We start from the raw sequence: 20,280 nt of genomic DNA on the forward strand, positions 1-20,280 counted from the left end.
GAACTGTCCCGGGCGAGGTCGTCGCCCTGGACGGTTGCCGGGAATCGACCAGGGCAGCTCAAGCCGAGCCGGCGTCGATCACCGCTCGGACGCACTTCGCGACCACCTCCGGGTCGACCTTGACCACTCGGCGGTCGTACGTCAGCAGGCCGTTGACCTCGTTCTCGACATCCGTCGTCTGGGTGTAGATCGCGCCGGACAGGCCCCACTCGACGACCACTCGCTCCAGCGCGGCGCTCACCTCCGCGTAGCGCTCGGTCAGCCGGTCCCGCGTCGGCGTCATTTCGTACGCGTTCGGCGGGCCCGGCCAGCGGTGGTCGTCCAGCACCAGACCGAGGCCGCCGTACTCGCCGTCGACGATCGCCCGGCCATCGGTGACCGTCGGCGTGCCCGGGCCCACGTACGTGTGGTCGTCGTAGACGTCGCCCGCGCCTGTGTCCGGGCGGGAGAAGCAGCAGTTGACACCGCTGTTGGCGATCACCAGCCGGGTCGGGTCGAGGGCCTTGACCAGTTCCGCGACACGGGCCGTGTCGAACTCGCCCCAGCCCTCGTTGAACGGCACCCAGCCGACGATCGACGGGACGGCCCGCAGCTGTGTGATCATTGTGATTAATTCCGCTTCGAACCGCTCGCGCGCCCGCGGGACCGGGTCCGGCGCGATGCCGGGTGGGCCGTCGAACGACACCGTCAGCGACGGCATGTCCTGCCAGACGACCAGGCCCAGCGTGTCGGCCCAGAAGTACCAGCGCGCCGGCTCGACCTTGACGTGTTTGCGGACGAAGTTGAAGCCCAGCTCCTTCGTCTTCTCGAGGTCGAAGCGCAGGGCGTCGTCGGTGGGCGCGGTCGAGATGCCGTCCGGCCAGTAGCCCTGGTCGAGCGGGCCGTGAAGGAACGTGGGCCGGTCGTTGAGCGCGATCCGCGGACGGCCTTCGGAATCCGGGAGCAGGCTGATCGTCCGGAGACCGGCGTAGCTGCCGACTTCGTCCAGAACCGCGCCATGCTTGTCGAGCAGGCGGACGCGCACCGAGTAGAGGTGTGGGTCGTCGGGTGTCCAGAGGCGTGGTTCGGGAACGTCCACACGGACCGACGTCCCCGCCGAGCCTGAGCCGCGCGCTACTTCGCCGTCCGTGGTCGAAACGACGACCACGACTTCGGCACCTCCGGTGACCTGCGGGAACACCGTCACGCCGGTGAGGTCCGGAGTCAGGTCCAGGCGTTCGACGCGGGTCTCGGGCACCGGCTCGAGCCACACCGTCTGCCAGATTCCGGACGACGCCGTGTAGCAGATGCCGCCGGGCGCGTTGCGCTGCTTGCCGACCGGGAAGGGCTCGATATCGGTGCGGTCCTCGGCCCGCACGGTCAGCTCCTGCGGCCCCGACGCGCGCAGGACGTCGGTGATGTCCGCGCTGAACGCCGTGTAGCCGCCTTCGTGCGTCGCGACGAGCTGGTTGTTGACCCAGACCTTCGCCGTCTGGTCGACCGCGCCGAAGTGCAGAAGGACCCGCGAGCCACTCCAGTCGGCGGGGATCTCGACCAGGCGCCGGTACCAGAGGACCTCGTCGCGTCGCCCGATTCCCGACAACGCCGACTCCGGCGGAAACGGGACCAGGATCCGCTCGGCGTAGCCGGACGGCCGTGGTTCGTCCGGCGACGACGGCCAGCCCGCGTACTCCCAGACGCCGTTGAGGTTCAGCCAGCGCGGCCGGGTCAGCTGGGGTCGTGGGTACTCGGGCAGGGCGTTGTCCGGGCCGACCTCGCCGGTCCACGGGGTGGACAGTGGCGGGTCGAGCCGGCGCCAGGCGGTGTCCTCTGGTGATGTCATCCCGGCCGATGGTGGCAGAGATCGCCGGGCTCGCCAGTGAGTCGGACCACATTCGGCGACGGATCTGGCCGGTCGGCTGGCACGGGCGCCGCCAAGCCCTTCCGACTCGCGAGTAACCTCTGCGCATGCGTGTGCTGATGCTGTCCTGGGAGTACCCGCCAGTGGCCATCGGTGGCCTGGCGCGGCACGTGCACGCACTCGCCTGCCACCTGGCCCGCCAGGGTCACGAGGTCGTCGTCCTCTGCCGGCACGCCGCGGGCACCGACGCCGGGACGCACCCGCGGACCGATCGCGTCGTCGAGGGCGTGCGAATCATCCGGGTCGCCGAGGACCCGATGCACGTGACGTTCGAACGCGACCTCGTCGCCTGGACGCTGGCCATGGGGCACGCCATGATCCGCGCGGCGCAGGACCTGCTGCGTAGCTGGCAGCCGGACGTCGTCCACGCGCACGACTGGCTGGTCGCGCATCCGGCCATCGCGATCGCCGAGGCCGCGCGGGTGCCGCTGGTCGGCACGATCCACGCGACCGAGGCCGGGCGGCACTCCGGCTGGCTGTCGCACCCGCTGAACCAGCAGGTTCACTCGGTCGAGTGGTGGCTGGCGAACCGCGCCGACGCGCTCATCACCTGCTCACAGGCGATGCGACGCGAGGTTGCGCACCTCTTCGAGGTCGAGGCCGGCGATGTCACGGTGATCCACAACGGCATCGAGGAACGCGGCTGGCAGGTGCCGGCGAAGGAGATCGCCCGCGCTCGCGAGGTCTACAGCCCGGCCGGGGCGCCGCTGTTGCTCTATTTCGGACGACTGGAGTGGGAGAAGGGCGTGCAGGACCTGCTGGCCGCGCTCCCCCGCATCCGGCGCCGCCACCCCGGCACGCGCGTGGTCGTCGCCGGAAAAGGACGACACTTCGACGAGCTGGTCGAGCAGTCGCGGAAGCTGCGGGTGCGGCGCGCGGTCGACTTCGTCGGGCACCTGTCGGACCGTGACCTGCGGGCGGCGCTGGCCGCGGCCGACGCCGTCGTGCTGCCCAGCCGGTACGAGCCGTTCGGGATCGTCGCGCTGGAGGCCGCGGCCGCGAAGGCGCCGCTGGTGGCGTCGACGGCCGGCGGGCTCGGCGAGGTCGTGGTGCACGGCGAGACCGGGCTCGCGTTCAGCCCCGGCGATGTCGCGGAACTGGCCAACGCGGTGACGGCCGTGCTCGACGACGCGCCGGCGGCGGCGAAGCGGGCGAAGGCCGCGCAGTCGCGGTTGGCCGCGGACTTCGACTGGGGCCGGATCGCCGAGGCGACCGCCGCGGTCTACAAACGGACCAAGCCGGGCGAGCCGGTCGAGCTGCCGCGGCCGAAGATCGCCACCGGCAACGCCTTCGAGCCGGTCGCGGCCGGGCTGCCGGAACTGTAGGTAGTGGTCGCGATGCCGACAAGACGTCGAATGCGCGACGCCGCGGCCGACCTTCGGAGCGCCTGAGGTCGCCGACGTGCGAGCCGAACTGTAGGTAGCGGCCCGCTCAGAAACGGCAGGGCCGGAAGCAGTCGGTGTGCGCCGACGTCGGCGCGGGCAACGTCACCGTGGCGCCGAACGAGAACGACAACACGACGAAGACGGCGGCGACGACAGATCTCAACCTGCTGGTCATGGGTGCTCCTCGGAGGATCGGCGCAGGCTCGCGCCTCGCAGCGAGCATCCGCGCCGGCCCCCGGGTAAACAATCAGCGGAACACTAGGGGTCGGTACCCATTCGCCTTGCGTGACCGGTCAGCGGGCCCCGATCAGGAGGCGCACCCGGACTTGCTCCCGCAGTGGCCCGTGCGGCGACAACGCCGACCGGACGCGCTCGGTGAACGCGGCCCGCGCCTCGACCGCCGGCAGCTGCGCCGGGCTCATGGCCGAAAACACGCCACCGACTATCTCCTCGACACTCAGCGGCGCGTCGTACGCGACGACCCGGGAATCGACCGCGTACCCCGCCGCCGAGAGGGCGTCCGCGTAGCGCGACTGGCTCGTCTCGTCCGTGCCGCACGTCCGGTGCAGCGGTGTCCCCAAATACGACGAGACCACCTCGCGCAGCGCCGTCGACCACGCCGTGTCCTGCAGCCACAGCGGCTCGCCGTTGGTCACCACCGCGACGCCGCCACCTTCGCGCAGCAGCGGGCGCGCCGCCGCGAACAGCGTCGCGTGGTCCATCCAGTGCAACGCCTGCGCGACCGTCACCGCGCCCAGCCGGCCCGGGCCGAGAGCCGGCGTCAGCGCGCCGACGTCGGAGTCCGCGCCCAGGAGCCAGCTCACGTTCGGCGGCGAACCCGCCCGGCGGGCCTGGTCGAGCATCGCCGGTTCCGGGTCCATGCCCAGCACCGCGCCCACCCGGGGCGCCAGGACCCGGGTGAGCTGGCCGGTGCCGCAGCCGAGGTCGAGCACGACGTCGTCGCGCGTCAGCGTGAACGCCGCCGTCAGCGCGTCCGCCACCGCGGGCGGGTAGCCGCGGCGGAACCGCTGGTAGAACTCGCTCACTTCGCCGCCGAACGCCGGTGCCGTCATGCGCCCGAGCTTGCCCACGACGACGCCCGGCCAGGGACGATTACGCGTGAAGCGGACTCAGAAGATCGGCAGCAGGAGGCCGTGCTCCGACTCCGGGCGTGCGCCGAAGATCCGACGGTCCGAGGACTCGATCGGCACGTCGTTGATGCTCGCCTCCCGGCGGCGCATCAGGCCTTCGTCGCTGAACTCCCACAGCTCGTTGCCGTAGCTGCGGAACCACTGGCCGTCGGCGGTGCGGGACTCGTACTGGAACCGGACGCCGATGCGGTTGCCGCGGAAGCCCCACAGCTCCTTGCGCAGCGCGTACTCCAGCTCGCGCTCCCACTTCGCCGTCAGGAACCTGACAATCTCCGCGCGCCCCACGACGTGCCGGTCGCGATTGCGCCACACGGAATCCTCCGTGTAGGCCAGCGAGACCCGCTCCGGGTCGCGCGTGTTCCACGCGTCCTCGGCGGCCTGGACCTTCTGGCGGGCGGTGTCCTCGTCGAACGGCGGGAACGGCGGACGCGGGGTCATGTGAGCTCCTTAGCCATGGGGAGAACGCGCGTTCTCAAGTCTCCTCGCTAGACTAGAGAACGCTCATTCTCCGCACCAGAGGCAGGTGACATGACTCCCACGGAGGCGACCGACCGGCTCCTGGAAGCCGCCGAGGAGCTCTTCTACGCCCACGGCGTCCAGGCGGTCGGGATGGACGCCGTCCGCGCGCGCTCGGGCGTCTCGCTCAAACGGCTCTACCAGTCCTTCCCGGCGAAGAACGACCTGGTCGAGGCCTATCTCCGGCGCCGCGACGAGCGCTGGCGGAGGTCGTTGCGCGAATTCGTCCACGCCCGTGGCGACGACCCGCTGGCCGTCTTCGGCTGGCTGGCGAACTGGTTCGCCGAACCCGGGTTCCGCGGCTGCGCGTTCATCAACTCCTTCGGCGAGTTCGGCGAACCGGCGCCGGGCATCGCCGCCGCGATCCGGCTGCACAAGGACCAAGTCCGCGCGTACCTGCGTGGTCTCGTTCCGGACCAGAAGCTCGCCGACCAGCTGTTCTCGCTGGTCGAAGGCGCGACCGTGCTCGCCGCGATCACCGGTGACCCGGGCGAGGCGAGCACGGCCCGCGAAGCCGCAAAGGTGCTGCTGACGGCTCAGGGGTAGAGGGTCAGCCCCGGGTCGAGCGCGATCTCCGTCAACTGCGCGAGGCTCAGCGGCGGCGACGGCATGTCGGGCTCGCCGCCCCGCTTCGCGTCCCCGGCCACGTTCTCCGCATCGAGGATGATGCCTGTGCCATCGGGTTTGGTGACGTCCGATCGGTACATCGTTGGGCCGCCGGGCTGGAGCACCGTGGACTCGAGGATCGTTTCGCCGTGCGGCCCGGTCCGGCGCTGGCACGACCCCTCCGAGCGCTCGGGCGGGGGCATGCACTCGGTGCTGGGCGTCGCGACGCCGCCGATCCGGGTGACGATGGCCATGACGTTGCCCTTGAGTTCCCCATTCGCCGTCGTGGCCGACGACATGAAGTAGTCCTCGCCGCCGCTGCACGCCCCTTCGAAGGGAACCGGCGCCGAAAACACGTGGAAGAACTCCAGCGGACCGTGCGCGACCCCCTTCGGGTAGACGCCGTGTTCGTGGGGACCGAGCGTCGAGCCGGCGGCCAGCCGCTGTTCGACGGCGGCGGTCAGCACCGCCGTGAGCCGGCTCGACGCGGCCGCCGACGTCTCCGGGATCGGTGCGCCGGTCTGCGGCGGGCCGGGCCGGACGGCGCAGGGATCGTCCGTCGGCGCCGTGCTCGCCGCCGGCGGCACGAGTACCGGCGCGGGATCCCCGGGCACGAACGCCACCGCCACCCCGGCCGCGATCGCCGTCACCCCCGCGCCCGCGGCGGTCCACGGGTTCGCCACGCGGCGCACCCGCGCCCGGCGGCGTTCGCGGTCCAGCACCGCCTCGACGTCCACTGTGGATGGTGGCACGACGCCGATCGCCGCGTCGAACTGGTCCTTGCTCACAACGCCTCCTTCAGCTCTGGCTCGCGGCGACGAGCGCGCGCAGCGAGTCGAGCCCGCGCGCGGTCTGGCTCTTCACGGTTCCGGGAGAACAGTCGAGGACCTCGGCGGTCTCCTCGACGGACAGGTCGCAGTAGTACCGCAGCACCACCGCGGCCCGGCGCCGCGGCGGCAGCGCGTCGAGCAGTTCCAGCAGGCCGAGCCGCTCGACGACGTCGTCGGTCGGCAGCACCGCCGGCTCCGGCAGCGTGTCCGCCGGTTCCTCGCGCCGCCACGCCCTGGCCTTCTCGTCCAGCCACGTCCGCACCAGGATGCGGCGCACGTACGCGTCGAGATGCTCGACGTGCCGGGCCCGCGGCCAGTGCCGGTACAGCTTGCCGATGCTGATCGACACCAGGTCGTCGGCGAGGTGCCAGTCCCGGCACAGCAGAAAGGCCGTGCGGCGCATGACCTCCATCCGCGCCGTCACGTAGTCGCGGTACCCCGCTTCTTCGGACCGTTTCACCGATTCCTCCTCGTCGCCCCCACACCCTGTCGAACGGGGTGCACGACCTCCGGGGTTGCTCCGAGATCGAAATCCGGGCAACCCGCGGGCGCGCCGGGGCCGTTCCACGAGCCGAGGGACCCCGACAGTGAGGAACCATCCCATGAGGAAATCGATCACCGCGCTCGTCGCGGTGGCTCTGGCCGCGGGCGGCCTGACCGCACCCGGCGCGGCAGCCGCCCCGACCGGCGGCCCACCCGGCACACCGACGAAGATCACGCTGGTCACCGGCGACCAGGTGCTGGCCGGAGGCGCGGACGTCCGCGTGCTGCCGGCCCGCCGCGACCGGCCGGTGCCGTTCCGGCAGTACGTCCGCCACGGCGACCGGTACGTCCTGCCCGGCGACGCCGCCGAACTGGTCCGCGCCGGACGGCTCGACGAGCAGCTGTTCAACGTCACCGGCCTGCTGCGCCAGGGCTACGACGACGCGCACACCCCACACGTGCCCCTGCTGGTCCGCCAGGCCGGGCCGGCGCTCGCCGCGCGGACCGGCGTCGCCGCCAAGGCCGCCGCTCTCGGCTACACCGCGCTCGACGAGCCGAAGTCCGGCGCGACGGCGTTCTGGAACCGGCTCACCACCGAACCCGCCACGCTCGCGGCGGGCGGCGCGAAGGTGTGGCTGAACGCGAAGGTGCGCGCGAGCCTCGACCAGAGCGTGCCGCAGATCGGCGCGCCCACGGCGTGGCAGGCGGGCCTGACCGGCCGCGGCGTGCCCGTCGCGGTGCTCGACACCGGGATCGCCACCGCCCACCCGGATCTGGCCGGCCACGTTTCGCTGAGCAAGGACTTCACCGGCAAGGGCACCGTCGAGGACGGCGACGGGCACGGCACCCACGTCGCTTCGACGATCGCGGGCTCCGGCGCCGCTTCCGCCGGCAAGTACAAGGGCGTCGCACCCGACGCGTCGCTCGCCGTCGGCAAGGTCCTCGACGACACCGGCGAAGGCACGCTGGACATGGTCCTGACCGGCATGCAGTGGGCGGCGGCCGACGCGCACGCCCGCGTCGTGAACATGAGCCTCGGCGGCGGTCCGTCCGACGGGACCGACCCGGTCTCCGAAGCCGTGAACACCCTGTCCCGGCAGTACGGCACGCTCTTCGTCGTCGCCGCGGGCAACTTCGGCGCGGACGAATCCGTGTCGAGCCCGGCCGCGGCGGACGCGGCACTCGCCGTGGCCAGTGTGTCCAAAAAGGACGTCCTCAGCCCGTTCTCCAGCCGGGGCCCGCGGATCGGCGACGGCGCCGCGAAGCCGGACGTCGCGGCACCCGGCGAGTCGATCACCGCGGCCTGGCCCGGTGGCGGCTACCAGGCGCTGAGCGGGACGTCGATGGCGACGCCGCACGTTGCGGGCTCCGCCGCGATCCTCGCCCAGCAGCACCCGGACTGGACCGCGGACCGCCTCAAAGCGGCTCTCACCAGCACCGCGACGCAGGTCGACGCCGGACCGGCCGCGGTCGGCACCGGCCGCGTCGACGTCGCCCACGCGACGACCTCGGCGGTCACCGCCACCGGCAGCGCGTCGGCGTACCTGCCGTGGCCGAACCACGGGACGACCAAAAAAGCCACCGTCACCTGGTACAACTCCGGCGCCACGCCGGTCACGCTGACGCTCGGGGCAGCGGTCGAGGGAGTGAGCTTTCCGCCGAGCGTCACCGTTCCCGCCGAGGGCAGCACGCCCGTCGAGCTGACCTTCACCGCGCAGGACGGCCACCCGGGCACCCGCTCCGGCATCCTGACCGCGAGCGGCGACGGCGTCACCACGCGGACCGCGCTGTCGATGCGGCAGGAAGACGAGACCTACGACCTGACCGTCGGCCTCGTCGACCGCGACGGCAAGCCGTGGGCGCCGACGGGCTACCCGCCGGTGTCGATCTTCGACCTGGACACCGGCGCGCTCACCCAGGGCGAACCGGGCACTTTCCGGCTGCCGCGCGGCCGTTACGTCGTCAACGGCGTCATCGAGACGCCGCGGCCGGGGCAGGAACCGTCGTACAGCTTCCTCAGTCACCCCGAGCTGGTCCTGGACCACGCCGTCACGCAGACCTTGGACGCGCGGGACGGCAAGCCGGTGTCGCTGGAGCCGGACAACCCGGCGGCGCACGGTGGCATGCAGAGCGTCGAGCGGCTGAGCCGGATCACGAGCTGCTCGTGCGTCTTCGCCGACGGTTTCGACCTCGACCCGCGCTTCCAGGAGGCGTTCGCCGCGACGGTCCCGGGTACGTCCTCGGCGACCTTTGCCTTCAGCCAGGAACGCCGCGCCACCGAGCCGGACCTGGAGCTGACCGCGGACGACGGGCAGCCGTTCGCCGTCCGGGGCATGTGGCTGGAGTCGGCCGCGCCGGCCGGAACCAGCACGCTCCCGGTCGTGTTCGGTGGCGGGGGCACGCCCGAGGACCTGGCCGGGATCGACGCGCGCGGCAAGCTCGTGGTCGTCCGGCTGCCGCTCGGCATCCGGATCGACGAGGCGTACCAGCGGCTGGTGAACGTCGAGAACGCCGGCGCGAAACTCGGCGTCGTCGCGCTCGACGGCGGCCCGGCCGGGACCACGGTCCTCGGCGGCGAGCTGCCCACGCTGCACCTGCCGGTGGTGTGGAGTGGGCTGAGCGTCACCGGGCAGCGGTTCACGGAGCTGGCGAAGACGGGCCGGGGGTCGGCCACCGTGGTCAGCCGTCCGTCGCCGCGATTCCGCTACGAACTCGCGGACGGCGTCGAAAAGCAGGTGACGACTCCGCGCGTGCAGCGGCCGAAGACCCGCGACCTCGCCGAGGTGCGCACCGCCTACCACGACAACGCACCCGGCCAGGTCCGGTACGTTGCCGGGCACGAGTTCTTCGGCCGGCTGGTCGGGTACGGCTACACCGAACCCGTTGCCGCGCAACAGGAACGCCTCGAGTACTACTCCCCCGGCAAGTGGGACTCGGTGTGGACGGCAGGCTACCGCGGCGAACTGACCGAGCAGCTCGACCTCGCCGCGGGCAAGAAGTACCAGCTCAGCTGGAACAAAGCGGTGGCCGGGCCGTCGCTGCGCGGGCTGACCGTGACGCACTCGGGTGAGCAGCCGCGGCCGTGGGCGTGGCGCAAGGACGGCGTCTTCGACCTGTGGCTGCCGCTGTTCGGCGATGCCGCCGGCCGCTCGCGCCGGCCCGAATCCGGTGCCGGGGACACGGGTTCGGTGGCCCTGACGAGGGACGGCGTCGCGATTCCCGTGGAGCCGACCGGGGAACCGACGCTCGCGACGATCCCGGTGCCGGACGCCGACGGCGCGTACCGGCTCACCGCCGAGGCGCACCGGCACACCGACTGGTGGCCACTGTGGACGGACGTCTCCGCGGAGTGGGGATTCCGCTCCTCGGCGGCCGCGGACGGCCAGGCGCTGCCCCTGCTGACGGCTCGGTTCGCGCCGGCGGTCGACCTGCGCAACAGCGCGCCGGCGAACCGCGTCTTCACGTTTCCGGCGTTCGTGGAGCGGCAAGGCGGTGGTAGCGGGACGAAGCTGACCGTCGAGACGTCCACGGATGACGGACGCAGCTGGCAGCCCGCGCCGGTGCTCCGGACCGGGGACCACTGGACGGTCGCCGTGCGGAACCCGGCGGGCGGGTTCGTCTCCCTGCGGGCGAGCGCGGCCGACAACGCCGGGAACACCGTGCGGCAGACGGTGATCCGGGCGTACGCGGTGGGCTGAAATCGAACCGGTCCGGCGACGGGGAGCCACCGTCGCCGGACCGGTCCGGACCCACACCATCCCAAACGGTGTGGAATCCGCCCGCCCCTCGTCAGGTAGGGGCGGGCGGGGCCCCTGCTACCGGGCGTCTGTGAGGTACCGCGCGTAGGCACCCGTCGTGAGGAAGCTCGGCAGCTTCTCGCCCAGCGCGGTTTCCGTGAAGATCTCGTACGCGTCGTCGAGGCGGTTGCCGGTCCCGAGCTCGGCGCGCACCGACGCGAGTTCGTCGTCCAGGAACTCGACGGCCAGCTCGCGGGTCAGCGCCGTGCCGTCCTCGAGCTTCGTGCCGTTGCGGATCCACTGCCAGACCTGGCAGCGCGCGATCTCCGCCGTGGCCGCGTCCTCCATCAGGTTGTGGATCGCCGCCGCGCCCGTGCCGCGCAGCCACGCGTCGACGTAGCGCAGCGCGACGTTGATGTTCGCGCGCACGCCCGCTTCGGTGACCTCGCCGCCGGCGCTGGCCACGTCGAGCAGGTCCTCGGCGGTGACGTGGACGTCGTCGCGCAGCTTGCCGAGCTGGTTGGGCCAGCCGCCGAGCACGTCGTCGAAGACCTCGCGGCAGATCGGGACCAGGCCCGGGTGCGCGACCCAGGAGCCGTCGAAACCGTCGCCGGCCTCGCGTTCCTTGTCGGCGCGGACCTTCTCGGCCGCGGTCGCGTTGACCTCCGGGTCCTTGCTCGGGATGAACGCGGCCATGCCGCCGATGGCGTGCGCGCCGCGCTTGTGGCAGGTGCTCACCAGCAGCTCGGTGTAGGCGCGCATGAACGGCACGGTCATCGTGACCTGCGCGCGGTCCGGCAGCACGAAGTCGGCGCCGTGCGCGGCGAAGTTCTTGATCATGCTGAAGATGTAGTCCCAGCGGCCGGCGTTCAGCCCGGCCGCGTGCTCACGCAGCTCGTAGAGGATCTCGTCCATCTCGAACGCGGCGGTGATCGTCTCGATCAGCACCGTCGCCCGGATCGTGCCGCGCGGGATGCCGAGCTCGCGCTGCGCCAGCAGGAAGACGTCGTTCCACAGCCGCGCTTCGAGGTGGTTCTCCAGCTTCGGCAGGTAGAAGTACGGGCCGACGCCGCGCGCGACCAGCTGGCGGGCGTTGTGGAAGAAGAACAGCCCGAAATCGACCAGGCTCGCCGAGACCGGACGGCCGTCGATGCGGATGTGCTTCTCCACCAGGTGCCAGCCGCGGGGGCGCGCGACGATCGTCGCGGGTTCGTCGCCGATCGTGTACTGCTTGCCGGCTTCGGTGGTGAAGTCGATGTTGCGGCGGATGGCGTCGAAGAGGTTGACCTGGCCGTCGACGACGTTGTGCCACGTCGGCGACGTCGCGTCCTCGAAGTCCGCCAGCCAGACCTTCGCGCCGGAGTTCAGCGCGTTGACCGTCATCTTGCGGTCGGTCGGGCCGGTGATCTCGACGCGGCGGTCCTCCAGGCCCGGCGCGGTCGGGGCGACCTGCCACGAGTGGTCCTCGCGCACCCGGCGCGTCTCCGGCAGGAAGCCGAGCGGCTTCTCGCCGGACTGCAGTTCTTCGCGCCGCACGCGGCGGGCGTCGAGCAGCTCGCGACGGCGGCCGGCGAACGTGTTGTCCAGCTTGGCCAGGAAGTCGAGTGCCGCCGGGGTCAGGATCTCCGCGAACCGGCCGTCGACCTCGCCGGTGACCTCGATGCGGTAGTTCAGCCGATCAACCATGGGGTGCCTCCGCGAGCAGAGCTGTGCAGGGAAGGAAAGAAGGGGAGGGACGCGGCCTGACGACGGAGGGGGGTCGCCGTCAGGCCGCGGCCGGGATCAGTGGAACTGGGCTTCTTCGGTGGAGCCCTTGAGCGCGGTGGTCGAGCTCTCCGGGTTCAGCGCCGTCGCGACGTTGTCGAAGTAGCCGGTGCCGACCTCGCGCTGGTGCTTGGTCGCGGTGTAGCCGCGGCTCTCCGAAGCGAACTCGCGCTCCTGCAGGTCGACGTAGGCGGTCATGCCCTCGCGGGCGTAACCGTGCGCCAGGTCGAACATCGAGTAGTTGAGCGCGTGGAAGCCGGCCAGCGTGATGAACTGGAACTTGTAGCCCATGTGGCCGAGCTCGCGCTGGAACTTCGCGATCGTCGCGTCGTCCAGGTGCTTCTTCCAGTTGAACGACGGCGAGCAGTTGTAGGCCAGCATCTGGTCCGGGAACTTCGCCTTGATCGCCTCGGCGTACTTGCGCGCCACCTCGAGGTCCGGCTCCGAGGTCTCCATCCAGAGCAGGTCGGCGTACTGGGCGTAGGCCAGGCCGCGCTCGATGCACGGCTGGATGCCGTTGGTGACCTCGTAGAAGCCCTCGGCGGTGCGGCCGCCGGTGAGGAACTGCTGGTCACGCTCGTCGACGTCGCTGGTCAGCAGCGTCGCGGCCTGCGCGTCGGTGCGGGCGACGATCAGCGACGGCACGTTCAGCACGTCCGCGGCGAGGCGGGCGGCGTTCAGCGTGCGCTCGTGCTGCTTGGTCGGGATGAGGACCTTGCCGCCGAGGTGACCACACTTCTTCTCCGACGCGAGCTGGTCTTCCCAGTGCACACCCGCGGCGCCGGCCGCGATCATGCCCTTCATCAGCTCGAACGCGTTGAGCGGGCCACCGAAGCCGGCCTCGGCGTCGGCGACGATCGGGGCGTACCAGTCGATGTCGGTGTTGCCCTCGGCCCAGTTGATCTGGTCGGCGCGGCCCAGCGCGTTGTTGATGCGGCGGACCACGGCCGGCACGGAGTTGGCCGGGTAGAGGCTCTGGTCCGGGTAGGTCTGGCCGGACAGGTTGGCGTCGGCCGCGACCTGCCAGCCCGACAGGTAGATGGCCTGCAGACCCGCGCGGACCTGCTGGACGGCCTGGTTGCCGGTCAGGGCGCCGAGCGCGTGGACGTAGTCCTCGGTGTGCAGCAGGTCCCACAGCTTCTCGGCGCCGCGGCGGGCCAGGGTGTGCTCTTCGACGACGCTGCCGCGCAGCTTGACGACGTCCTCAGCCGAGTAGGAGCGCTGCACGCCCGCCCAGCGGGAGTCGTTCGCCCACTGCGCCGCCAGCTCCGCGGCCGCCTGCTTGGCCTGTTCCGTCATCGGATCTCCCGGTGTTGCGAAGTTTGCGATTGCTCGCCTTGCCTGATCCGACCCTCGCACGGCTGGGAAAATCCGGTCCAGTTGTCCAAGTTGCCAATTTGTGCGAAGGGTACGTACGCTCTTTGCAAAGGTTGCGAATAGCCGTTTCGCAACCACACCGAAAATCCGCGTTCTTGACCGTTCACGTAACCGTTCAGGACCGGAAACCTTCCGGAGAGATGGGCTCGAATGGAGAAGACTTTCGCCGGAGCGAGGTTGCGCCATCTGCGGGAAAGCCGGGCGATGAGCCAGGCCGACCTCGCTCGTGTGCTGGAGATCTCACCCAGCTACCTCAACCAGATCGAGCACAACTCGCGTCCGCTGACGGTCCCGGTGCTGCTGCGGATCACGCAGGCGTTCGGGGTGGACACCGAGTTCTTCGCGAACAACGACACGTCCCGGCTGGTCGCCGACGTCAAGGAAGCCCTGCTCGACGAGGTCCTCGGCGTCGACGTCACGACCAGCGAGCTCAACGAGCTGGCGTCGAACCTGCCGGCGATCGCCCAGGCACTGGTCAAGCTGCACCGCAGCTACCGCAACGCCGTCGAGAGCACCGCCGCGCTCACCACGGAAAACGGCCTGGGCCTGCACGGCAGCGCGGCGGCGCCGCTGCCGCACGAGGAGGTCCGCGACTTCTTCTACGAGCGTGAGAACTACGTCGCCGAGCTGGACGAGCGCGCCGAGAAGATGGCGGCCGACATCCCGCTGCAACGCGGCCAGGTGCTCGGCGCCCTGAAGGAACGGCTTTGGCAGCGCTACGGCGTCGAAGTGACCAACAACGGGATCGACGAATCCGCCGGTGAGCAGCACCGCTACGAGCCGGTGACGCGGGTGCTGCGGCTGGCGCCCAGCCTGCGGGTCGGGCAGCAGGCGTTTCGCATGGCTTCGCAGATCGCGCTGCTCGAGTACGACGACCTGATCACCGAGCTGGCCGACTCGTGGGCGTTTTCCGGACCGGCCGCGCGCTCGCTGGCGCGCGTCGGGCTCGCGAACTACTTCGCGGGAGCGCTGATCCTCCCCTATGGACCGTTCCTGGCCGCGGCCGAACGGTTCCGCTACGACATCGAGCGGCTGTGCGACCACTACGGCGTCGGCTTCGAGACCGTGTGCCACCGGCTGTCCACTTTGCAGCGTCCGAAGCAGCGCGGGGTGCCGTTCTCGTTCGTGCGGGTCGACCGCGCCGGGAACATGTCGAAGCGGCAGTCCGCGGCGGGCTTCCACTTCTCCCGGGTGGGCGGCGCCTGTCCCTTGTGGAACATCTACGAGGCGTTCACCCAGCCGGGGAAGATCCTCACCCAGATCGCGACCCTCCCGGACGGGAAGAGCTACTTCTGGATCGCGCGGACGGTGTCGCGCAACATCGGCGGCTACGGCAGCCCCGGGAAGACGTTCACGGTCGGGGTGGGCTGCGAACTGCGCCACGCGGGCCGGCTCGTCTATTCGACGGGCCTCGACCTCGACGAGCCGGCCGCGGCGACGCCCATCGGGATGGGCTGCAAAGTCTGCGAACGGCCGGCCTGCTCGCAGCGCGCGTTCCCGACGATCGGCAAGCAGCTCACCGTGGACGAGAACACCAGCACCTTCGTCCCCTACCCGGCGGTGCCGAAGGGCTGATCATCCCCTCATCCGATGACGTGCGTGGTCCACTTCGACTCGTCCGGGCCGAGCAGCGTGACGCGGTCGAGCAGGGCCTGGCTGTCGATGCCCGCGGCCGCCGGGTGGTCGATCGCGACGCACGCCTTGAGCCCGTTCTTCGTCTTGCAGACCGGCTTGCCGAGACCGTCGGCCCGGCCGCCGGGCGGGGAGACCGTGATCGTCGCGAGCGCGCCGTTCGACGAGTACTGCAGCACCGCCCGCCACGGGACGCCGTCGGTGTCGGGGCGGCGCCACAAGGCGATGTCGGCGACGCGGAACGTCTCCGGCAGGCTGGTGACGTGCAGCGGCAGCGGCACCGGCCGGTTCGCGAACGTCACTTCCCCGGCGACGCGCAGCAGGACCTGCTGCAGATCGGGCAGGGCGAGGTAGTAGGCGTTCAGCTCGGCCCAGCGGCCGTCCGGGGTCGGCCAGCGCAGGTAGCTGTTGCCCTGGTTGAGCGGATCCCCGGCGTCGGCCGTGACCCAGTAGCCGTCGCGGTCGCCGACCCGGACCGGGACGCGCACCGCCCGCCCGCCCATGTCGTGCCTGCGGTCCAACGCGGGCTCCTGGTCGTACACCGCGAGCCAGATCATCGGCGCCAGCTCGCCACGCCCGATGGCCAGCGCGTAGTCGCCGTGGGCGCCGACGCCGTACTCGATGCCCTTGATCGGCTCCGGCAGCCAGCCAAAGCTCGCCTTCGCCGCCAACGGGTCGTCGGTGGGCGCCGGGGCGACGGGCGCGGGCTTGGGCAGGACTGCCGCCGGCGCGGGTGGCGGCGTGGGCTGGAACACGGCGGCCGCCGTCACGCCCCCAGCCGCCACGACGGCGGCGCACCCCAGGACGAGGGCCGTGGTCCGCGCGCGACGACGACGTCCGCCGAGCCGGCGCGCGCGGTCGACGTCGATCCGGGGCGGCGGCGCGGGCGCGTCGGCCAGGTCCTTCAGCATCGTGGACAGCTCGGTGTCGGTCATGCCCGTCCCTCCCAAATCGGCTCGCGCAGCAGCTCGCGCAGCGTGTCGACGGCCTTCGCGGTCTGGCTCTTGACGGTGCCTTCGGAACATCCGAGGGCTCGGGCGGAGTCGGCGACGGATTGGTCGCAGAAGTAGCGAAGGACGACGGTCGCCCGCTGGCGCGTGGGCAGCCGGTCCAGCGCGGCCCGCAGGTCGAGCGCCGAATCGACGTCCGCGCCGGGCGGCGGTGCCGGGTCGTGGTCGGCACCGCGCAAATCCACTCGCCGCCACCACGACGTCCGCTGCTCGGCCAGGTACGCGTTGACCAGCGTGCGGCGCGCGTAGCCGTCGAGGTTGTCCGCCTTCGCGGCCCGCGACCAGTTGGCGTAGAGCCGGGTGATCGCCGTCTGGACCAGGTCGTCGGCCCGGTGCCAGTCGCCGCAGAGCAGGTACGCGACCTTGCGCAGCCAGCCCGACCGTGCCATCACGTACTCGGTGAAGTCGTTCACCGGCGCCCCCTGTCCTGTTCGTCACCCCTTTGATGCGCGCGGAGGGCCGGACGGTTGCCCGGGACGCGCGAGTCGTAGATTCATCGGGGTGCACGACATCGACACGGTGACCGCGGCGACCATCGAAAAGGCCGCCCAGCGGCTGGCCGGGGTGGTGACCCGCACGCCGCTGGAGCCGAGCGCGCGGTTGTCGTCCCGGGTGGACGCCCAGGTCTGGGTGAAGCGCGAAGACCTGCAGACCGTCCGGTCGTACAAGATCCGCGGCGCCTACAACTTCATCGTCCAGCTGGACGATGCCACGCGCGCGCTCGGCGTCGTCTGCGCCAGCGCCGGCAACCACGCCCAGGGCGTCGCGTACGCGTGCCGCCGGCTCGGCGCGAACGGCCGCGTGTACGTCCCGGGCACCACGCCGCGGCAGAAGCGCGAACGCATCGCGACGCTCGGCGGCGCGCACATCGAGGTCATCGTCGTCGGCGAAACGTACGAAGACGCCTTCGCCGCGGCCAACGAGGACGCCCAGCGCACCGGCGCGACGCTCGTGCCGGCGTTCGACGACGTCCGCACCGTCGCCGGCCAGGGCACGGTCGCGCTGGAGGTCATCGAGCAGCTCGGCTTCGTGCCGGACGTCGTGGTCGTCCCGGTCGGCGGCGGCGGGCTGCTCGCCGGCGTCGGCAGCTGGCTGCGGGAGCGGCACCCGGACGTCCGGGTCGTCGGCGTCGAACCCGCGGGCGCGGCGTGCATGGCGGCCGCTTTGGCGGCGGGACAGCCGGTGCGGCTGCCCGAGCTCGACTCGTTCGTCGACGGCGCCGCCGTGCGCGAGGCCGGCGCGGTCACGTATCCGCTGATCCGCGAGAGCGGCGCCGAGCTGACCGCGGTCGCCGAGGGCGCGATCTGCACCGAGATGCTGGCGATGTACCAGTCCGACGGCATCATCGCCGAGCCGGCGGGTGCGCTCGCCGCGGCGTCGCTCGGCTCCGTGGTCCAGGTGGAGCCGGGGCAGACCGTCGTCGTCGTGGTCTCCGGCGGCAACAACGACGTCAGCCGCTACAGCGAGATCCTCGAACGCTCGCTGATGCACGAAGGGCTGAAGCACTACTTCCTGGTCGGGTTCCCGCAGGAGCCGGGCGCGCTGCGGCGGTTCCTCGAGCAGGTCCTCGGGCCCGAGGACGACATCACCCGCTTCGAGTACGTCAAGCGCACCAACCGCGAGATGGGCCCGGCGCTGGTCGGCATCGAGATCGCGCGCTCGTCCGACCTCCCGGGACTGCTCGCGCGGATGGACGCGAGCCCGCTACAGGTGGAGCGGATCGAGCCGGGCAGCCCCCTCTTCCACTTCCTGCTCTGACGCCTGTGGTGGACTAGGCGGATGGTGAAGGTCGACGGAGTCCGCAGTGTCGAGGCGTTGCGCGAAAAGGTCCACGAGGGTGCGGAGCCCGAATACCTGCTGTTCTACGGGCACACGCCCACGAAGTCCGGGCGGGTGACGTCGAGCTGCCTGAGCCAGTGGTGGGTCGACCCGTTCGAGGTCGACGGCGTCGTCTACCCGACCGCCGAGCACTACATGATGGCCGGCAAGGCTGCGCTGTTCGGTGACCACGAAAAGGCCGCGCTGATCCGCGAGACGCCGGACGCGAAGACGGCGAAGGTCCTCGGTCGCGAGGTCGCCGAGTTCGACGCGGCCGTCTGGGAGCGGCACCGGTTCGACATCGTCGTCGACGGCAACCTGGCCAAGTTCGGGGCGCACCGCGACCTGCGCCGGTTCCTGCTCGGGACCGGCGAGGCCGTGATCGTCGAGGCGTCGAAGAAGGACCTCGTGTGGGGCACGGGCCTCGCGCGCGAAGAGAAGAACGCGACCAAGCCGGACTACTGGCGCGGGCTGAACCTGCTCGGTTTCGCCCTGATGGAGGTTCGCGAGCAGCTGCGGGCCCGCGTCTGAGTCAGGGCTTCGGGGTCGGCGCCCCGGGGCACGACTTCGACGTGGTCTGACCCGTGTCGAAGAAAGTGACGGCGGCGTCGGCGCACGGCAGTGAGGACAGCGAGCCGTGGGCGTCGTCCTCGACGGTCAAGAGCGCGCCGCCGATCTTCTGCCGCATCCGGAGCGCCCAGCCGATGGGCGTGACCGGCTCGTAGGCGTGGCCGACGAGCTGCAACGGGCTCTTGCCCTGGGAGAACGACCACGGCCGCGCGTCCAGCGGCCAGCCGACGCAGAGCTGTTCGTAGAAGCCGTAGCCGCCCGCGACCGGCAGTCGCTTCATCCGGTCGAGGCGGTGCTGCCAGACGGTCTCGAAGTCACGGGGGCTCGGCGACTCGTTGCAGAGCAGGGCCGTCTGCTGGAAGTGGTTGAACGCCTGCGGCTCGCCGTCCCAGCCGAGTCCCGTGGTCCTCTTTTCGACGACGGGCGTGCCGCCGTCTCGGAGGGCAACGAGCTGCTCGGCGAGGCCGACCCACTCGCGGCGCGGGTTGGCGAGCATGCCGTTCACGGTCGCGCCGAACTTCGCCCGCAGGTCGAGGAGGGCGTTCGCGACGACGGGCTCGGTAGCCCCGAAGTGGTAGACGGCGTCGTATCGAGCGATCCAGGACGCGAACTCGTGGAAGGTGTTCTCAACGGCGGTCGCCTGGTCGTCGTCCATTTCGGTGACATTCAGGTCCGGCGCCATGACGGAGTCGAGCAGCATCTTGTCGACGTGGTCGTCGAAGAGCGACCGGTACTGCGCGCCGAGCGCGGTGCCCCAGGAGACGCCGTAGTAGCCGATCTTGTCCTCGCCGAGTGCCTGCCGGATCCGGTCCAGGTCGCGAGCGATGGTCGGCGTGGTCAGGTTGCGGACGAAGTCCGGGTGCGCGGCGACGCACTCACGGTTCGCGGCGGCCGCGCGCTCCACGGCTTCGCGGGTCTTCTCCTTGTCGGGGACGCCGGGGTCGGGCTCGGGGAAGTCGACCGCGCACGGCAGGTCGGCGCTGTAGCCGACGCCCCGCGGATCGAACCCGACGAGGTCGTGGTGAACGCCGATGCCACCGGCGTGACTGCCGGCGATGCTGCGCGGCATGGCCAAGCCGGACTGACCGGGGCCGCCGGGATTCAGCAGGACAGTGCCCGTCTTCGCGCCGGTGGCCTTGATCTGGCTGACGGCGATGTCGATTTTCGGACCACCGGGGTCGGCATAGTCGAGTGGGACGGGGACGAGACCGCACTCGCTGCGCTGATCGCCGGAGTCCCAGCCTTTCGCGACCGCGGCGCAGAGCTGCCAGGAGACGCCCTCCGCGGCAGCGACCGCGGGGACAGCTGGGACGAGCGCCGCGGCGGCGAGCAGCGGGACGGCGAACCGGGTGATCGACATGGGCCCAGGCTGCCGGGAGAGTGTTCGCCGAAGATCGGCCGATAAGCCGACGATCACCGCCGAACGGCCGGGACGACGGTCGCCTTCCGGGCCACCGCGGCGAACCTGGCCTGATCGCCGGCGGCGGCTGTCGTCGAAGAT

Annotated in this window: 17 protein-coding genes; 6 read left to right on the plus strand and 11 right to left on the minus strand. The window is 71.3% G+C overall.

Going from position 1 to position 20,280, the window contains the following annotated elements:
- Nucleotides 1–58 precede the first annotated feature (58 nt).
- On the minus strand, nt 59–1,822 hold the full coding sequence (locus ACZ7PG_RS44415) for a glycoside hydrolase family 2 protein (protein ID WP_470245226.1): 1,764 nt from the start codon (nt 1,820–1,822) through the stop codon (nt 59–61).
- Between the two features lie 125 nt (nt 1,823–1,947).
- Here ACZ7PG_RS44415 and ACZ7PG_RS44420 point away from each other — a divergent pair, with 125 nt between their 5' ends.
- Nucleotides 1,948–3,225, plus strand: coding sequence for a glycosyltransferase family 4 protein (locus tag ACZ7PG_RS44420; RefSeq protein WP_470245227.1), 1,278 nt, complete (start codon nt 1,948–1,950; stop codon nt 3,223–3,225).
- A gap of 106 nt (nt 3,226–3,331) precedes the next feature.
- Here the strand turns inward: ACZ7PG_RS44420 and ACZ7PG_RS44425 are convergent, their stop codons facing one another.
- The 3 genes from ACZ7PG_RS44425 to ACZ7PG_RS44435 form a co-directional block, all read right to left on the minus strand.
- Nucleotides 3,332–3,460, minus strand: a complete 129-nt coding sequence (locus ACZ7PG_RS44425; protein ID WP_470245228.1) for a hypothetical protein — start codon at nt 3,458–3,460, stop codon at nt 3,332–3,334.
- Nucleotides 3,461–3,578: 118 nt separating this feature from the next.
- Nucleotides 3,579–4,358, minus strand: coding sequence for a methyltransferase domain-containing protein (locus tag ACZ7PG_RS44430; protein WP_470245229.1), 780 nt, complete (start codon nt 4,356–4,358; stop codon nt 3,579–3,581).
- A gap of 57 nt (nt 4,359–4,415) precedes the next feature.
- Nucleotides 4,416–4,874, minus strand: a complete 459-nt coding sequence (locus ACZ7PG_RS44435) for a nuclear transport factor 2 family protein (protein WP_470245230.1) — start codon at nt 4,872–4,874, stop codon at nt 4,416–4,418.
- A gap of 90 nt (nt 4,875–4,964) precedes the next feature.
- On the opposite strand from ACZ7PG_RS44435, the gene ACZ7PG_RS44440 reads away from it, so the two are divergent.
- Nucleotides 4,965–5,498 carry a TetR/AcrR family transcriptional regulator gene (locus ACZ7PG_RS44440; RefSeq protein WP_470245231.1) on the plus strand — a complete coding sequence of 178 codons (534 nt, stop codon included), beginning with the start codon at nt 4,965–4,967 and terminating at the stop codon, nt 5,496–5,498.
- On the opposite strand, the gene ACZ7PG_RS44445 is transcribed toward ACZ7PG_RS44440, so the two are convergent.
- Both ACZ7PG_RS44445 and ACZ7PG_RS44450 read right to left on the minus strand, forming a co-directional pair.
- The gene (locus ACZ7PG_RS44445; protein WP_470245232.1) at nt 5,489–6,346 is read right to left on the minus strand and encodes a hypothetical protein; all 858 of its coding nucleotides are present in this window, start codon (nt 6,344–6,346) and stop codon (nt 5,489–5,491) included. The two genes, ACZ7PG_RS44440 and ACZ7PG_RS44445, sit on opposite strands and share 10 nt — an antisense overlap.
- Nucleotides 6,347–6,356: 10 nt before the next feature.
- Nucleotides 6,357–6,848 (minus strand): SigE family RNA polymerase sigma factor, encoded by a 492-nt coding sequence (locus ACZ7PG_RS44450; protein ID WP_470245233.1) that lies wholly within the window; start codon nt 6,846–6,848, stop codon nt 6,357–6,359.
- 142 nt (nt 6,849–6,990) lie between these two features.
- Here ACZ7PG_RS44450 and ACZ7PG_RS44455 point away from each other — a divergent pair, with 142 nt between their 5' ends.
- Nucleotides 6,991–10,569, plus strand: coding sequence for a S8 family peptidase (locus ACZ7PG_RS44455; protein ID WP_470245234.1), 3,579 nt, complete (start codon nt 6,991–6,993; stop codon nt 10,567–10,569).
- 117 nt (nt 10,570–10,686) lie between these two features.
- On the opposite strand, the gene aceB is transcribed toward ACZ7PG_RS44455, so the two are convergent.
- Together aceB and aceA are read right to left on the minus strand one after the other, a co-directional pair.
- The gene (gene aceB, locus ACZ7PG_RS44460; protein ID WP_470245235.1) at nt 10,687–12,294 is read right to left on the minus strand and encodes a malate synthase A; all 1,608 of its coding nucleotides are present in this window, start codon (nt 12,292–12,294) and stop codon (nt 10,687–10,689) included.
- Nucleotides 12,295–12,390: 96 nt separating this feature from the next.
- Nucleotides 12,391–13,671: an isocitrate lyase gene (gene aceA, locus ACZ7PG_RS44465; protein ID WP_470245236.1), complete on the minus strand. Its 1,281-nt coding sequence runs from the start codon at nt 13,669–13,671 to the stop codon at nt 12,391–12,393.
- Between the two features lie 228 nt (nt 13,672–13,899).
- Here aceA and ACZ7PG_RS44470 point away from each other — a divergent pair, with 228 nt between their 5' ends.
- Nucleotides 13,900–15,324: a short-chain fatty acyl-CoA regulator family protein gene (locus ACZ7PG_RS44470; protein ID WP_470245237.1), complete on the plus strand. Its 1,425-nt coding sequence runs from the start codon at nt 13,900–13,902 to the stop codon at nt 15,322–15,324.
- Between the two features lie 8 nt (nt 15,325–15,332).
- On the opposite strand, the gene ACZ7PG_RS44475 is transcribed toward ACZ7PG_RS44470, so the two are convergent.
- Together ACZ7PG_RS44475 and ACZ7PG_RS44480 are read right to left on the minus strand one after the other, a co-directional pair.
- Nucleotides 15,333–16,316 carry a hypothetical protein gene (locus ACZ7PG_RS44475; protein WP_470245238.1) on the minus strand — a complete coding sequence of 328 codons (984 nt, stop codon included), beginning with the start codon at nt 16,314–16,316 and terminating at the stop codon, nt 15,333–15,335.
- A complete protein-coding gene (locus tag ACZ7PG_RS44480; RefSeq protein ID WP_470245239.1) occupies nt 16,313–16,804 on the minus strand; it encodes a SigE family RNA polymerase sigma factor in 492 nt (163 codons plus the stop codon). The genes ACZ7PG_RS44475 and ACZ7PG_RS44480 overlap by 4 nt, the downstream gene beginning before the upstream one ends.
- Nucleotides 16,805–16,892: 88 nt before the next feature.
- On the opposite strand from ACZ7PG_RS44480, the gene ilvA reads away from it, so the two are divergent.
- Nucleotides 16,893–18,149 (plus strand): threonine ammonia-lyase IlvA, encoded by a 1,257-nt coding sequence (gene ilvA, locus ACZ7PG_RS44485; RefSeq protein WP_470245240.1) that lies wholly within the window; start codon nt 16,893–16,895, stop codon nt 18,147–18,149.
- A gap of 21 nt (nt 18,150–18,170) precedes the next feature.
- Nucleotides 18,171–18,740, plus strand: coding sequence for an NADAR family protein (locus ACZ7PG_RS44490; protein WP_470245241.1), 570 nt, complete (start codon nt 18,171–18,173; stop codon nt 18,738–18,740).
- Nucleotide 18,741: 1 nt separating this feature from the next.
- Here ACZ7PG_RS44490 and ACZ7PG_RS44495 read toward each other — a convergent pair whose 3' ends face one another.
- Complete coding sequence (locus ACZ7PG_RS44495) at nt 18,742–20,139, minus strand: alpha/beta fold hydrolase (RefSeq protein WP_470245242.1); 1,398 nt, start codon at nt 20,137–20,139, stop codon at nt 18,742–18,744.
- Between the last annotated feature and the right edge of the window lie 141 nt (nt 20,140–20,280).

The sequence above is a fragment of the Amycolatopsis sp. NPDC114504 genome (assembly GCF_055633595.1).